The sequence below is a fragment of the Maribacter sedimenticola genome (assembly GCF_900188415.1).
GTDB classification, from domain to species: domain Bacteria; phylum Bacteroidota; class Bacteroidia; order Flavobacteriales; family Flavobacteriaceae; genus Maribacter; species Maribacter sedimenticola.
Genome location: NZ_FZNV01000001.1, coordinates 865,025 through 880,216, shown reverse-complemented (window position 1 = coordinate 880,216; position 15,192 = coordinate 865,025). Strand labels below are relative to the sequence as shown.

General features: G+C 38.0%; 12 protein-coding genes. 6 read left to right on the top strand and 6 right to left on the bottom strand.

Going from position 1 to position 15,192, the window contains the following annotated elements:
- Positions 1–27: 27 nt before the first annotated feature.
- Together ffh and CHB68_RS03655 are read right to left on the bottom strand one after the other, a co-directional pair.
- On the bottom strand, positions 28–1,365 hold the full coding sequence (gene ffh / locus CHB68_RS03660) for a signal recognition particle protein (protein ID WP_089259483.1): 1,338 nt from the start codon (positions 1,363–1,365) through the stop codon (positions 28–30).
- A gap of 233 nt (positions 1,366–1,598) precedes the next feature.
- Positions 1,599–3,371: a hypothetical protein gene (locus tag CHB68_RS03655; protein ID WP_245838776.1), complete on the bottom strand. Its 1,773-nt coding sequence runs from the start codon at positions 3,369–3,371 to the stop codon at positions 1,599–1,601.
- A 106-nt stretch (positions 3,372–3,477) separates the two neighbouring features.
- Here CHB68_RS03655 and CHB68_RS03650 point away from each other — a divergent pair, with 106 nt between their 5' ends.
- The 3 genes from CHB68_RS03650 (at position 3,478) to CHB68_RS03640 (ending at position 7,544) form a co-directional block, all read left to right on the top strand.
- Entirely contained in the window at positions 3,478–3,990 is a 513-nt protein-coding gene (locus tag CHB68_RS03650; RefSeq protein ID WP_089259482.1) for an RNA polymerase sigma factor, read from the top strand.
- Positions 3,991–4,135: 145 nt separating this feature from the next.
- Entirely contained in the window at positions 4,136–5,047 is a 912-nt protein-coding gene (locus CHB68_RS03645) for a FecR family protein (RefSeq protein ID WP_089259481.1), read from the top strand.
- Positions 5,028–7,544, top strand: a complete 2,517-nt coding sequence (locus tag CHB68_RS03640; RefSeq protein WP_089259480.1) for a TonB-dependent receptor — start codon at positions 5,028–5,030, stop codon at positions 7,542–7,544. The genes CHB68_RS03645 and CHB68_RS03640 overlap by 20 nt, the downstream gene beginning before the upstream one ends.
- A gap of 2 nt (positions 7,545–7,546) precedes the next feature.
- Here CHB68_RS03640 and argS read toward each other — a convergent pair whose 3' ends face one another.
- On the bottom strand, positions 7,547–9,328 hold the full coding sequence (gene argS, locus CHB68_RS03635) for an arginine--tRNA ligase (RefSeq protein WP_089259479.1): 1,782 nt from the start codon (positions 9,326–9,328) through the stop codon (positions 7,547–7,549).
- A gap of 116 nt (positions 9,329–9,444) precedes the next feature.
- Between argS and CHB68_RS03630 the strand changes: the two genes are divergently transcribed.
- From CHB68_RS03630 to CHB68_RS03620, 3 genes are all read left to right on the top strand, one after another.
- Positions 9,445–9,870: a hypothetical protein gene (locus tag CHB68_RS03630; protein WP_089259478.1), complete on the top strand. Its 426-nt coding sequence runs from the start codon at positions 9,445–9,447 to the stop codon at positions 9,868–9,870.
- A gap of 64 nt (positions 9,871–9,934) precedes the next feature.
- The gene (locus CHB68_RS03625) at positions 9,935–10,387 is read left to right on the top strand and encodes a DUF1648 domain-containing protein (protein WP_218822476.1); all 453 of its coding nucleotides are present in this window, start codon (positions 9,935–9,937) and stop codon (positions 10,385–10,387) included.
- On the top strand, positions 10,384–11,808 hold the full coding sequence (locus CHB68_RS03620) for an SDR family oxidoreductase (RefSeq protein WP_089259476.1): 1,425 nt from the start codon (positions 10,384–10,386) through the stop codon (positions 11,806–11,808). Before CHB68_RS03625 ends, CHB68_RS03620 begins: the two co-directional genes overlap by 4 nt.
- Positions 11,809–11,827: 19 nt before the next feature.
- On the opposite strand, the gene CHB68_RS03615 is transcribed toward CHB68_RS03620, so the two are convergent.
- The 3 genes from CHB68_RS03615 to CHB68_RS03605 are packed head-to-tail and all read right to left on the bottom strand — an operon-like array spanning position 11,828 to position 15,116.
- Positions 11,828–14,002: a xanthine dehydrogenase family protein molybdopterin-binding subunit gene (locus CHB68_RS03615; RefSeq protein ID WP_089259475.1), complete on the bottom strand. Its 2,175-nt coding sequence runs from the start codon at positions 14,000–14,002 to the stop codon at positions 11,828–11,830.
- On the bottom strand, positions 14,002–14,496 hold the full coding sequence (locus CHB68_RS03610) for a (2Fe-2S)-binding protein (protein ID WP_089259474.1): 495 nt from the start codon (positions 14,494–14,496) through the stop codon (positions 14,002–14,004). The genes CHB68_RS03615 and CHB68_RS03610 overlap by 1 nt, the downstream gene beginning before the upstream one ends.
- A gap of 8 nt (positions 14,497–14,504) precedes the next feature.
- A complete protein-coding gene (locus CHB68_RS03605) occupies positions 14,505–15,116 on the bottom strand; it encodes a hypothetical protein (protein WP_089259473.1) in 612 nt (203 codons plus the stop codon).
- Positions 15,117–15,192 lie beyond the last annotated feature (76 nt).

Here is a 15,192-nt window from a genome sequence, read left to right as displayed (position 1 = left end):
ACTTATTTTAGTTGTCCTATTCGTTTTTTATCTCATTCCTTTCATGGCACCCATCATCTGCATCATCTTTTTACCGCCGCCACCTTGCATCATTTTCATCATCTTGCTCATTTGATCAAATTGCTTTAGCAGCTGGTTGATTTCCTGAACTTCTCTACCGGCACCTTTGGCAATTCGCTTTTTTCTGCTTGCATTCAGTTTTGATGGATTTGAGCGTTCGTCCGGCGTCATGGAGTAGATAATGGCCTCTATATGCTTAAAGGCATCATCATCGATATCCAAACCTTTTAAGGCTTTGCCAGCTCCGGGAATCATTCCCATAAGATCCTTCATGTTACCCATTTTCTTGATTTGCTGAATCTGGCTCAGGAAATCGTCAAAACCGAATTTATTTTTTGCAATTTTCTTTTGAATCTTTCTGGCCTCTTCCTCATCAAATTGCTCCTGTGCCCTTTCAACAAGTGATATTACATCACCCATTCCCAAGATACGGTCTGCCATACGCGATGGGTAGAATATATCTATGGCTTCCATTTTCTCTCCCGTACCAATAAATTTGATCGGCTTATCCACTACGGATTTAATGGAAATTGCGGCACCGCCACGGGTATCACCATCTAGTTTTGTTAGGATAACACCATCAAAATTAAGGATATCGTTAAAAGCTTTTGCTGTATTTACCGCATCTTGCCCTGTCATGGAATCTACGACGAACAAGGTTTCCTGGGGCTGTATGGCTTTATGGATATTGGATATTTCCTCCATCATCTTATCATCTACCGCCAGACGACCTGCGGTATCTATGATGACTACATTGTGGCCATCTTGCTTCGCCTTGGCAATACCTGCCTGCGCAATAGCGACCGGATCGGTATTGTCTCGATCGGAATAAACGGGCACACCTATTTGTTCCCCTACAACATGTAATTGGTCTATTGCCGCAGGACGATAAACATCACAGGCTACCAATAACGGGTTCTTGGATTTTTTTGTCTTTAAAAAATTGGCCAGTTTACCAGAAAATGTGGTCTTACCCGACCCTTGTAGACCGGACATTAAGATGACCGATGGCTTGCCTGATAAATTTATTCCCTCAGATTCGCCCCCCATTAATTGGGTAAGCTCATCCTTAACGATCTTAACCATTAACTGCCCAGGCTGCAAGGTGGTAAGTACATCCTGCCCTAAAGCCTTTTCCTTTACCCTGTTGGTAAATTCTTTGGCAATCTTAAAGTTGACATCTGCATCCAATAAGGCACGGCGTACTTCCTTGGTGGTCTCCGCAACATTGATTTCCGTAATCTGACCATGTCCTTTTAGTACATGTAAGGCTTTATCTAGCTTATCGCTTAAATTATCGAACATTCTTTTCTATTTAAAGGGGCTACAAATTTAACAAAGTCCCTGCTAATTTCGCAGCAAGTGTACCAAAATCTACAAAACAAAAGAGCATCTATATAAAATAGATGCTCTAACATTGCTTGTGGGGCAAAAAAGGGATTACATTTTCATATATTCCCTAACAAAAAACCTCCATCAATACCGTCAACGAGGCCCAACTCTTTACTGTTGACGGTATATTTTTGGATGCTTTACTTTTATTCTCTTTCCAAGACCAAATGGTCGTAACCTTCAATTTCGTTTTCGTGCTTGAGTTCAATTCTTGTCTCGGTTACCTCCATGATCTGATAATCATTGGCCAAAGCCAAGTAATTACTACCGGGAACAAAGGAAATAATCATTTCCAATTTACCGCTAAAGGCGTTTCTATAGGCAAACCATCTACCTGTACTAAGTACCACTTCATTAGGGTTACGTACTTCTAAACTACCATCTGCGTTAAAATATAGGGTATCGTTCATATAAAGTTCCGTTGACTCGTCCTCATTTTCCGAGAACAATGCAATATCCCATTGGGTATCACTGAAAACATCCTTTATATAGGTAATATCCTCTTCCTCTTCTTCATCTACCTCACAGCTTTTAACAATGACCAATTCATAGAAAGTCTCTTCAACATTAAACTTTATAATCCTATCCTTGAGATCGGTCAACAACCATTCAAAACTAACGGCTCCTTCTTGACCCATATTAATGGCTACGACAAATCTACCCTGTGCATTAGTAGTAATTTCCCATGTTCCTTCTGATACCGTGGTTTCATTAGATAAGGTAATGACACCGTTTGCCTGAAATTCAAATTCACTACCAAGAAGCCTGTTTACATGTTCCCCATTGTTCTTGACCCTTTTAATGGCCCAGGTACAATCCCGCAGTGTTTCACGAATACTATCAATGGTAATTACCGGTAAATCCTCTGCACAAAATTGTTTCATAACAATACGATTACCTTCCCCATTGTACAATTTGATCTTGTCATCACCCATATCATACACATTCCATTCCAAATTAAAATCCGTACTGGCATCAAAGTCCATGGTAAGTTGAGCTCCATCTTCACCTACAGCGGTACTCCAAGTTCCTTGTACCGTAGTAGCTCCCCTGAATCCGGTAACTACAGTTCCGTCTTCCTTAAAGTTTAAAATGTAATTGACAAATTGCGGTGTTTGATCCATATTGTCCCTTTTAAATTCAGTAATGAACCATACACACTCAACCAATGTTTCCTTAAATTCGTCATCATTAAAATCATCATCATTGTAATCATCATCATCATCTTCGTCACAATCATCCTTGGCATTTTCAATGGCACTTGCCAATTCTCTATGGTTAGCAACCTCTATTGTGGTATCATCATATAATTTTAGCGTTATTGGAAAGTCAAAACTTACTAAAGAGTCGCTCCCCAAGTCTTTAAAGAACAATCTAAGTTCACGATCGCTTTCTACCTGAACCGTGCTCGTCTGCTCCAAATTAACATTAAAGGTGTATAAGGTCATAGGGTATACAAAGTCAATACACTCAATATCGTCATCTTCCCCACCTTCTTTACATTCTGCCGCCAATTCCCGTAAATCCTGTAGGCCATTAACCGTAATTTCCGTAAAATCCCCAGCAGTTACCGTAATAGGAAAGATGATATCCAAAATATTTTCGTCATCATCTATACTATCAAAAATTTCCTCAATAGTTTCTAGATCATCCTTAGATTCTATGGTAAGCGTTAATCCGTTCACCTCTACCGTATATGGGAATTTTATTTGAAAGCAACTGGTCCCATCCACTATATTGTCTGAAGATCCATCATTGGAACTTGTGCGTTGTATTAAATCTGCAGTAGAAGAATTGGCCTCTATAGCCTGTGGCTCTTCACCGTTATTGATCTCCTCAAATTCATCTTGACATGACGTTAGGTTCAATGCCATGGCCAAAAGACCAATATACATGGTATAACTAAAAAACTTTTTCATAATGATTTGGTATTATTGTTATTACAACCCTAAAACAATTAACTTGATAAAAACCCTACCTACTTTTTTATTTTTTTTAAAATATCTTTGACAAAAAGAAACCCTGTTGAAAACAGAACAACCACAAAATGTATGTGAAGAGGCGGTTTACCGAAGCGTTTTTAATGAAACGTCAAAAACCGTATTCAATTATATTTATTATAAATTCGGGAACGAGGAAAAAGCCAATGATGCCGTACAGGAAGCTTTTGTTAAACTATGGGAGAATTGTGCAAAGGTAGCACCGGACAAAGCAAAATCGTATGTATATACCATTGCCAATAACCTTTACCTTAATGTTATTAAAGCAGAAAAGGTACGTTTAAAGTATGCCCCACCTTCCTTAGGAACAACCAATGAATCTCCGGAATTTATCATGGAGGAAACAGAGTTCAAGCAAAAATTGGACAATGCCCTAAACGCATTACCGGAAAACCAACGTACCACATTTTTACTTAACAGGATAGACGGAAAAAAATATGCGGAGATTGCGGCAATTGAAAACGTAAGTGTAAAAGCGATTGAAAAAAGAATGCATTTGGCACTGAAAAGTTTAAGGGAGCAGATAGATGGAATATAATTAGAAATTAGAGGTTAGAGGTTAGAGGTTAGATACATTACATACCATTAAGCAACATTATTGGTTGATACCTTTTACCAAATACTAAAAACAAAAAGTAGGGTTTTTAAAAACTTGGTTGTTATACTAAAACAAAGCTACAAACATGCAAGAAAATTACTTGGCTAAATGGCTCAACAATGAATTGACCGAAGCGGAAATGGCAGAATTCAAAAAGTCTGAAGCCTATGCCACATACAAAAAAATAAAGGATGTCGCCTCTAATTTAGAAGCACCGGCCTTTGATATGGATACGGCCTATAATTCTCTTGAACAAAATAAGGTTAAGGAGTCACCCAAAGTATTTACCCTTGCCCCTTATAAACCCTTCCTGCGCATAGCCGCGGCCATTACCGTATTGTTAGTAGCTTCTTTTTTCTACTTGAATACGTTAAACAAAACGATTACTACATCATATGCCGAAAATAAGACCATAACCCTACCGGATACATCTGAAGTTATTCTTAATGCGGACTCAGAACTGGCCTATAATGAAAAGAAATGGGACGACAAGAGAAATATTGAACTTGAGGGAGAGGCATATTTTAAAGTAGCAAAAGGCAAAAAATTTACCGTAGCAACCACACACGGAACTGTCTCCGTTCTTGGAACCCAGTTTAATGTTGAAAACAGAAAAGATTATTTTGAAGTGGCCTGTTATGAAGGAATGGTAAGTGTAACCATTAACGGAAAAGAAACAAAATTACCCGCGGGCAATTCATTGTTGGCAATAAATGGCAAAAGTTCTACTTACAAAGTAGCCGTAAACGGCAAACCGTCTTGGTTATCCAACGAAAGTTCATTCAGAAGCATACCTTTGCATTATGTAATGGATGAGTTACAGCGACAATATAACATTAAGGTTACCTATAGCGGTATTGATAAAGAACAACTATTTACCGGTTCCTTCAATAACGACGATCTTGAGCTCGCCCTTAAAAGCATTAGTGTTCCATTACAGATAAAATTTAAATTAGATGGAAACCAAGTGCTGTTCTATGAAGAAAAAGCACCATAAACATATTCTTATTTGCCTTGTACTACTGTGCTTTAGCGTAATTGCTTTGGGGCAGCAAGTAGCAAAAGACTCTATACTCCTTTCGGATTATCTCACGACTTTGGAGCAGGAACATGACATAAAGTTTTCCTTTGCGGACAATGCTTTGGAAAATGTCTATGTTAAGCCGTTAGATTTACAATCATTAACATCCAAGTTAGACCATATTCAGCAAAATACGGATATCGTTATTACAAAGTTAAGTGACAGATATTATAGCTTGACAAAGGTTTCCACGGTATCTATTTGTGGCTTTGTACTAGATAATTTTGAGCAAAATACCATACCAGGTGCAACCGTTGAAGTTTTGGGTACATCACTAACCGGTATTACCGATACTACAGGAAGGTTTTATATGAATAATGTTCCAAGAACTGCGCTCGTACTCGTAAAGCATTTAGGTTTTAAGCCACAATTCATAGAAGTGGAAAAACTTATAAATACTGCTATGTGTCATAAAATAGCCATGGCACTTAGCTATCAAGAATTGGAAGAGGTCATAGTTTCCCAATTTTTGACCACCGGTCTGAACAAACTTAGCGATGCAAGTTTTGAACTTAATCTATCCAAATTTGGAATTTTGCCTGGTATAAGCGAACCTGATATATTACAGACAGTACAAGCCCTTCCAGGCATAAAGAGTGTAGATGAAACCGTTTCGGATATTAACATTAGGGGAGGTACAAATGATCAAAATCTTGTTCTTTGGGACCATATTAAAATGTACCAGACCGGACATTTTTTTGGATTGATCTCAGCATTTAACCCTTATGTTACGGATAAGGTCAGCATTATAAAGAACGGCACGTCCTCCATTTATGGAGATGGTCTAAGCGGCACTATGGACTTACGTACCTCTGACCAATTGCCCATCTATACCAATGGTGGGACAGGCTTCAATTTAATATCCGGGGATGTCTTTGGCAATATCCCAATTAATGAACGTTTAGGAATACAAATTTCCGCACGCAGGTCCTATACGGATTTTTTGAGCACCCCCACCTATACCGTATTTTCAGAAAAAGCATTTCAAGATAGCCAAGTGGATAATGAAAGTGATTTCTATTTTTATGACTTTACGGCAAAAGTATTATATGAGATAGACCAGGACCACAAAGTTCAGCTCAGCATGATCAATATGAGCAACAACCTTAGTTATTTTGAAACCAGTGACAGTAACGCTGTTAATGGTAGTAACTTAAATCAGGATAACATTTCATTAGGCACAAGATTACAAAGCAATTGGTTAAGTAATTTTACTACGGACCTTCAATTCTATTATACTCAATATGGTCTGGATGCTCTGACAATTTCAAATAATGAAAGTCAAAGATTACAACAGAATAATTTGGTCAAGGAATCCAGTGTAAAATTGATTACCAAATACGCAGTGCGCAAAAATTTGGATTGGATCAATGGGTACGAACTTACGGAAACAGGTATAGAGAATAGAACAAATATTAACCAGCCACCCTTTGCCAGTAATATAAAAGGGGTAATACGTAAGCATGCTTTGTTCAGCGAGCTTCAATTTACATCTGAAGATTCCAAATTTTATGGGCGCATAGGAGGGCGACTCAATTATTTTGAAAACCTGAACACCTTTAAGGAATATATTCTGGAGCCCAGGTTAAATATTACCTATGAACTACTCCCCAATTTCAAGACCGAAGCAATGGGCGAATTTAAAAGCCAGGTAACCAATCAGATTATAGATTTAGAACAGAATTTTTTGGGGATTGAAAAAAGACGATGGATACTTTCTGATGGTAATACCTTACCCATTACCAAAAGCAAACAAGGTTCTATAGGCGTTAATTATGACACGGATAAATTATACATAGGTATTGACGGATTTTACAAAGAGGTCAACGGTATAAATGTTTTTACCCAAGGTTTTCAAAATCAAAATCAGTTTAATGGTGAAATTGGCTCTTATGCGGTCAAAGGTGCTGAATTTTTAATCAACAAGAAAAATAACGACTATAGTCTATGGCTTAGTTATACGTTCAATAAAAATGATTATCTATTCAATAGCCTTACACCATCTAAATTCCCTAACAACCTAGATGTAAGACACGCAATAACCCTTGCCGGAAATTATACCATAGGCCACTTAAAACTAGGTTTGGGTTTAAATTATAAATCCGGAAAACCATTTACCCGACCAGATGCCGATGACCCTATCGACAACACAGTTTTCCCTAGTGAAATCAATTACGAAGAACCCAACAGCAGTAGATTACCGGAATATATTAGGGCAGATGCATCTGCAAATTATACGTTTGTTTTAGGCAAAACCATTAAAGGAACGTTTGGTGCCTCTATATTGAATATCACCAATAGAAAAAATACATTGAATACGTTTTATAGATTAGGTGAAGATAATTCTATAGAAACAATAGAACGATTATCCTTGGGCCTTACTCCCAATGCCAGTTTTAGATTACGGTTTTAGGCCTACATGCGCTCCGGGACCTCAACCCCCAATAATTTAAATGCATCTTGAATAACCTCTGCAACCTTTTTGGACAGTTGTATGCGCAATATCTTCTTAGCTTCATTTTCTTCGCCAAGAATAGAAACCTGCTGATAAAATGAATTAAATTCCTTTACCAAATCATAGGTATAATTGGCAATCAATGCCGGACTGTAATTTTCAGCTGCCAATTGTATAGTTTCTGGAAATAACTGTAGCTGTTTTATAAGCTCTTTTTCCTTACTATGCAATTCAGTGACCGTCGCATGAACATTACTCTGTATTTCCATACTTGCGGCCTTCCTTAAAATGGATTGGATCCTGGCATATGTATATTGAATAAAAGGACCCGTATTCCCTTGAAAATCCACAGACTCTTCTGGATCAAACAAAATTCGTTTTTTAGGATCTACCTTTAAAATGTAATATTTTAAAGCTCCCAATCCGATCATTTTATAAAGTGCCTGTTTTTCTTCTTTGCTATAATCTTCCAACTTACCTAGTTCTTCGGAAATAGTGGCCGCGGTTTGGGTCATATCTGCCATAAGATCATCCGCATCTACGACCGTACCCTCCCTACTTTTCATTTTACCGCTAGGTAAATCTACCATTCCATAACTGAGATGATGTAATTTATTGGACCATGAAAAACCAAGCTTCTGTAATATTAGGAACAATACCTTAAAATGATAGTCTTGCTCATTACCAACGGTATATACCATACCGTTTACATCTGGGTGGTCTTTTACCCGTTGTATGGCGGTACCAATATCTTGGGTCATATACACCGCAGTACCATCTGAACGTAAAACAATTTTCTCATCCAAACCGTCTTCGGTCAAATCGATCCAAACACTACCATCTTCCTTTTTAAAGAAAACCCCTTTTTTAAGTCCGTCTGCAACCACATCCTTCCCTAAAAGGTAGGTATCGCTTTCATAGTAAAGGGTATCAAAATCAACCCCAAGATTCTTGTAGGTTACCTCAAAACCTTTATATACCCAACCGTTCATGGTTTTCCATAATTGAACGGTATCCGGGTCCCCAGCTTCCCATTTCAACAGCATCTCTTGCGCTTCCAACATAATAGGAGCATCTTTTTCAGCCACTTTTTGGTCAGTACCATTTGCTACCAATTGCGCTATTTGATCTTTATAAGCCTTGTCAAAAGCCACATAATAATTACCTACCAGTTTATCACCCTTTAATCCGGTAGATTCTGGTGTTTCACCATTTCCAAATCTTTTCCAGGCCACCATACTTTTACAAATATGAATACCACGATCATTGATTATTTGGGTTTTGTAAACTTTTTTACCGGAAGCTTTCAATATTTCAGAAACGGAGTACCCTAATAAATTGTTACGTATATGCCCCAAATGCAAAGGTTTATTTGTATTGGGAGATGAGTATTCTACCATTACGGCATCATTGGATTTTTTTACATACCCGTATTGTTCAATGTTTTTTATGGAATTAAAAAAATCCAAGTAAAAACTATCGTTGATAACAATATTTAAAAACCCTTTGATCACGTTAAAATTAGCCACTTCATTGACCTGATCCTTTAAATAAGTTCCAATCTGTTCCCCTATCTGTACAGGATTGCCCTTTACCACACGTAGCATTGGAAAAACCACAACAGTGATATCCCCTTCAAAATCTTTTCGCGTAGGTTGAAATTCCACATTTGGCAATTCCTTATCAAAAATAGATTGTACGGCTTCTTTAACTTTCTGTGACAGTACCTCTTGAATATTCATCAAAACGTTTAATTAAGGCTGCAAAACTAATCATTTTTTGGGCTTTTAGGGTAAACAGTTATGGCATTCATTAGTCATTTGATTAACTTTAATAAAAACAGTGCAATATATACCCTATGCTTCTTAACGTATCTTACAACAATAAAGCGGTAACCAAAAAAATTGAGTCGGAACTTGGAAAGCCATTTACTTTAAAAGAACGTTGGGCAATGGGCGGTATTGGCTCTCCAAAACTTTATATTACGGAGACAAGCTTAGAAATTAGAAATTTATTGATTTTAGACAATAATAGGGATACTTGCAATATAGAAATGAGGCCCAAGGGCATTATAGTTGGTTTTAGGTCCTTACTGGAAACGTATGCCCTAATTATTCCTTATTACAAATTAACTATTTACAAAGGTGATGCATCTGTCTATTCCATATACAGGGATCAATACTTTATAAAAGTAGAATCAGATACAAAAGCCGTTCAGAAATTCTTTAAAAAATTATTAGGCTATAAAGCCGATAATGCCCCAACTTCAATAGAAGATTTGTAAAATGTGCTCAACGCCCCCTAAAATAAACATACCCCTTACTAAACAGCAACAAAAGCTTATTGTCTTGGGATGGATTATTGTAGTGTTGAATTTTTTATTAGTTGCCGCATTTTATAATAATTTAAATGATATAGTTCCTATCCATTTTACCTATAAAGGTGAAGCAGATGGTTATGGGAATAAACAAACAATATGGGCGCTACCTATATTGACCTTGATCGTCCATACCATACTATACTTGGTCTTAAAAAAGACTAAACCTTGGAACATGAACTACCCAATACAGGTAACTGCAAAAAATGCACCGCAATTGTATAGATTGTCCATACACATGTTGGTGCAATTAAACTTGCTCATAGCGATAATGTTAATACCTATAATTTTAGAAACCATCATATTGGACCATAACCTAAACTTAGGTTTTAAGTTATCTAGCCTTACCATGTTTATAGTAGCATGTATTACCGTTTTGCCATTTTACTATGTATTTAAAATGTATAAAATATCAAAAGAATGAAAATACTGCTCACCGGTGCCAATGGTTATATAGGAATGCGATTATTGCCCCAACTTCTGGAGATGGGGCACCAAATTGTTTGTGCCGTACGTGATGAGGCCAGGTTATCCGTAGATAAGGAAATCAAGGATCAAATTGAAATCGTAGAAATAGATTTTTTAGAAGAACCCAAAGAAAATAGCATACCAAAGGATATAGATGCAGCATACTTCTTAATACACTCCATGAGTTCTTCTACCCAAGATTTTGACAATATGGAGGCCAAGACCGCCAATAATTTCAACAAACTTGTATCCCAAACAAATATTAACCAAGTAGTGTATTTAAGCGGAATTGTCAATGATAAAAACCTATCCAAGCATTTACAATCCAGAAAAAATGTAGAGGATATTCTTTATCAGGGCAATTATAATTTAACTGTATTAAGAGCAGGAATCATAGTTGGATCCGGAAGTTCATCTTTTGAAATTATTAGGGACTTATGTGAGAAATTACCTGTAATGATTACGCCTAAATGGGTATTGACCAAAACCCAACCAATAGCCATACGAGATGTCATTACCTTTCTTACCGAAGTTTTAGGCAATGAAAAAACCTATAACGATTCATTTGATATTGCAGGACCCAATGTGTTGACTTATAAAGAAATGCTGCATAAATACGCAGAGGTAAGAGGCTTTAAAAACTGGATTTGGACCGTACCGGTAATGACTCCAAAACTTTCATCTTATTGGCTGTATTTTGTGACTTCCACGTCATATAAATTAGCGCTCAACCTGGTAGATAGTATGAAAATAGAAGTTGTGGCCAAAGATACTAGGCTTCAAGATTTACTGAACATACAGCCCCACACCTATAAAGAGGCAATTGATCTGGCCTTTAAAAAAATAGAGCAAAATTTAGTGGTAAGCAGTTGGAAAGATAGTATGATCAGTGGCCGTTTTTTAGAAAATTTAGAGAAACATATTCAAGTACCAAAGTACGGTGTACTAAAAGACCATAAGAAGATTAAGGTAAAAAATCCTGATATTGTATTGGAACGTATTTGGAGCATTGGTGGGGAAACCGGATGGTATTATGGAAATTGGCTCTGGAAAATAAGAGGCTTTATGGACAAATTGTTTGGTGGTGTAGGGTTACGGCGGGGACGTACACATCCAAATAAAATTTTTGCAGGAGACTCCCTTGATTTTTGGCGTGTATTGCTCGCTGAAAAAAAATCGAAAAGATTATTACTGTTCGCAGAAATGAAACTGCCTGGGGAAGCGTGGCTAGAATTTAAAATTGATGAAGATAATGTTTTGCACCAAACCGCAACATTTAGGCCTAGAGGTTTAAGAGGCAGGCTGTATTGGTACAGTATTGTGCCATTTCATTATTTTATATTTGGCGGTATGATCAAAAATATTGCCAAACAATAATACCTATGAAAGGTAAAACCTAAATATACTTAGGTAATTTTAAGGGCAACTGCGTTAACCGTTCTCCCGTTAATCTTCTTACAGCATTTGCAATTGCCGCACCAATAGGGCCCAATGGGGGTTCCCCTACGGCTCCCGGAGTATCTTTTCCCTGTAGCAGCACAACATCTATTTCCTTTGGCGCATTTTTCATCAATGCCATTTTATATGGTCCATATATCGTAGGGGCAAGTTCCCCATTTTCAACAAACATTTGTTCATAGAGCACTGCGCTTATACCCATGATAACGCAGCCTTCGCACTGCGCACGAATTTGATCTGGGTTTACTGCCAAACCGGGATCCATGGCTACCGTAACTTTATGAACAACAATTTCATGATTCACAATACTAACCTCAGCTATTTGGGCGCATGGCGTATTGGCATCAATGGAAGCTGCTAGGCCCATAGCACGGCCTTCAACAATATTTTCCGAATATTTTGCTTTATCCGTTACCGCATTAATTACATTTTTAAGACGAATACCTATGGGATCATCGGCGATTTGACGAAGCCTGAATTCAACGGCATTCATTTGCGCCCTTATCGCCATTTCGTCCATAAAACTTTCCATGGCAAAAGTATTGGCCAATAATCCCAAACTTCGCCACCAACTTGTAGCAAATGGTAAATCTACATGCCAATAAACGGACCTAAAATTGGGAATACCCGTATACTGGATAAAACCACCACGTATAGCACCAATGTCGGCTCCAATGATAGGAGGAAGAAATCCTGGTATTAAAGCCGAATCGTTACCAACGTCCCCACTTACAAATTCATGTTCCAGGACATTCAATAATCCTTCTTCATTAAGATTGCCAGAAATAACATGATGCGTAGGTGGGCGAAACATATCATGTTGAAATTCTTCCTTTCTACTAAAGAAATATTTAACGGGTCTACCAACTGCTTTTGACATTAAGGCCGCCTGTACCGCATGAGGTGTATGCAACCTACGACCAAAACCTCCGCCCAAAAAAGTTGGCTCCACAATTACTTGTTCCACATCTAAATCTAACCGTTGGGCCACTTCCTTTCTTGTGAGTCCGACAACCTGTGTTGATATTTTTATTATTGCTTTTCCATCTTTAACAAATGCTACAACCCCATTAGGTTCTATCTGTGCATGTGCCCCTATTGGGGTTCTAAATTCCATTGTTAAAGAATTATCTTTCTCTTTTAATGCTTTGCCTTTCTTTTGGATGATGGTAGAGGACCCATTACCTACGGTCATGATCTCTACTATATCTTTTGTATTTAAATTGTCATAACTTTCCCAAATTACCTCTATGGCATTTTTTGCATTCTCGGCTTCTATCATGGAATTTGCCACGACTGCTACAAAATCCGCTTCATGTATAATTTTTACCACGCCAGGCATTTTTTCTGCCGTTGTGGAATCTGCACTTACAAATACCGACCCAATTTTTGAAGATCTCACTACTGCCCCATACAACATGTTAGGCATTTGCGCATCCATCCCAAAAATAGGGTCACCAAATACCTTGTCTTCCAAATCTATCCTGGGTACGGGCTTACCCACATATTTATAATCCTTAATATCTTTTAGAACAGGTGAATCTGGCACAACCCATTCATCAACCCCATCTGCCACCTGCGCAAAGGTTAGCTGTTTACCTTTCCCTATAATCGTCCCATCCTCTACAATCAATTGGTCTATATCCAAGTTCAGCTTATGGGAAGCCTCTTTTAAAAGCATAGTACGTAACATGGCAGAAAGTTCCCTGAGTGGTTGCCACAAACCGGAAATGGAAGTACTGCCACCTGTAGCAAAACTATCTACATTTCCTGTCGAAGATGCCGCATGTACCACCTTTATCCTGTGCATTGCAATAGAAAGTTCATCTGCAGCCATTTGGGCTATTCCCGTAAATGTTCCCTGTCCCATTTCCATTTTTGGGGAATGCAAGCGTATAAAATTATCCGATGTGATTTCAAACCATATCATAGGTTTATCGGTATTATCCGTATAAGGCATTTCCAATGAATTTACCTTACCTAAAATTCCTCTGCGAATAGGATTCCTGAATATATAGGTACCTACAGCAAGGACTCCTAAAGTTCCCAACCCACCCTTAACCAAGAATTTACGTCTGGACACCCCTTTATTCGAATTTTTATTGGTTGCCATCAATCTGTAATTTTAAATGAGGTGGAGCTGCTTTCCGCTGAAAGTTCTGCTGCCCTATGTATAGCCTTGCGCATACGGTAATAGGTTCCACATCTACAAATATTGATGATATTGTTATCAATATCTTTATCCGTAGGTCTTGGCACTTTATTTAACAATGCGGCAGTAGCCATAATGAATCCAGGTTGGCAATAGCCGCACTGTGGTACGATTTCTTCTATCCAAGCCTGTTGAACCGGGTGCGGCTTAGCCCTATTGCCTAACCCTTCTATAGTTATGATTTCTTTTCCTTCTGCAAATTTGACGGGATAGGAACAAGACCGTACGGCCTCATTGTTTACATGTAAGGTACACGCTCCGCAAGCTGCTTTACCGCAACCAAACTTAGTACCTTTTAGATCCAGTACATCCCTAATAATATATAAAAGAGGAGTATTCTCATCTTCAACATCTATTATCTTGGACATGCCGTTAATAATAAAGGATATTTTCATAGCATAAACTATTTAGTAGGAATCACCGCTCCGTTTGCAAACCAATCTACAACGGCTTTTTTAAAATCTTCTTTGGAAACTGGTGGCAATGTTCGTTGCACACCATTTGCATTCACCCCTGGATCCCAGGCCCATAATACCAGTTCATCTTTCGTCATATGTTCAATAAGCTCTTCATGACTTTTATTACCGTTGGTTTCCCTATTCAATAATCGCCCAGCTATTTCGGTCCTAGTAAGTCCCTCCCAACCCATAGAAGCTGGAGCCAATGCCCAGTGCGGCGCTCCAGGTACACCAGAATTTTTATTATTTACAGATTGATGGCATGTATGGCAGTTTGTAGCTTGAAAACCTTTATCATTAATTCCTCTTGCCATACCAAAATAATGAGGGTGCCGGTCATCTCCTTGTTTGGGAATATCATCATTGGGATGGCAGTTCATACAGCGTTGGTGGGTAAGTACGTCCATCATTACAGTGAATGAGGAAGATTCCATCTGGGCAATATCATGTTGTGAAACAGGCAGTGTATGAGTAACCATATTTGGAGTATTGGCCAAAGAGAACAATATACCTAACAAGGCCAACACAACGACTGGATACAAAAACCTTACATTCATAACATGCAGTTACGTTCAATTTTAGGAACGATATCTTATGAAGATAGTAAAAGCAAAAGACATTAAATAATAAACT

Excerpts from the sequence above, each read along its gene's own strand:
- CHB68_RS03605 (WP_089259473.1), bottom strand. The coding sequence starts at position 15,116 with ATGAATGTAAGGTTTTTGTATCCAGTCGTTGTGTTGGCCTTGTTAGGT.
- CHB68_RS03645 (WP_089259481.1), top strand. The coding sequence starts at position 4,136 with ATGCAAGAAAATTACTTGGCTAAATGGCTCAACAATGAATTGACCGAA.
- argS (WP_089259479.1), bottom strand. The coding sequence starts at position 9,328 with ATGAATATTCAAGAGGTACTGTCACAGAAAGTTAAAGAAGCCGTACAA.
- CHB68_RS03610 (WP_089259474.1), bottom strand. The coding sequence starts at position 14,496 with ATGAAAATATCCTTTATTATTAACGGCATGTCCAAGATAATAGATGTT.
- CHB68_RS03620 (WP_089259476.1), top strand. The coding sequence starts at position 10,384 with ATGAAAATACTGCTCACCGGTGCCAATGGTTATATAGGAATGCGATTA.
- ffh (WP_089259483.1), bottom strand. The coding sequence starts at position 1,365 with ATGTTCGATAATTTAAGCGATAAGCTAGATAAAGCCTTACATGTACTA.
- CHB68_RS03640 (WP_089259480.1), top strand. The coding sequence starts at position 5,028 with ATGAAGAAAAAGCACCATAAACATATTCTTATTTGCCTTGTACTACTG.
- CHB68_RS03655 (WP_245838776.1), bottom strand. The coding sequence starts at position 3,371 with ATGAAAAAGTTTTTTAGTTATACCATGTATATTGGTCTTTTGGCCATG.
- CHB68_RS03630 (WP_089259478.1), top strand. The coding sequence starts at position 9,445 with ATGCTTCTTAACGTATCTTACAACAATAAAGCGGTAACCAAAAAAATT.
- CHB68_RS03615 (WP_089259475.1), bottom strand. The coding sequence starts at position 14,002 with ATGGCAACCAATAAAAATTCGAATAAAGGGGTGTCCAGACGTAAATTC.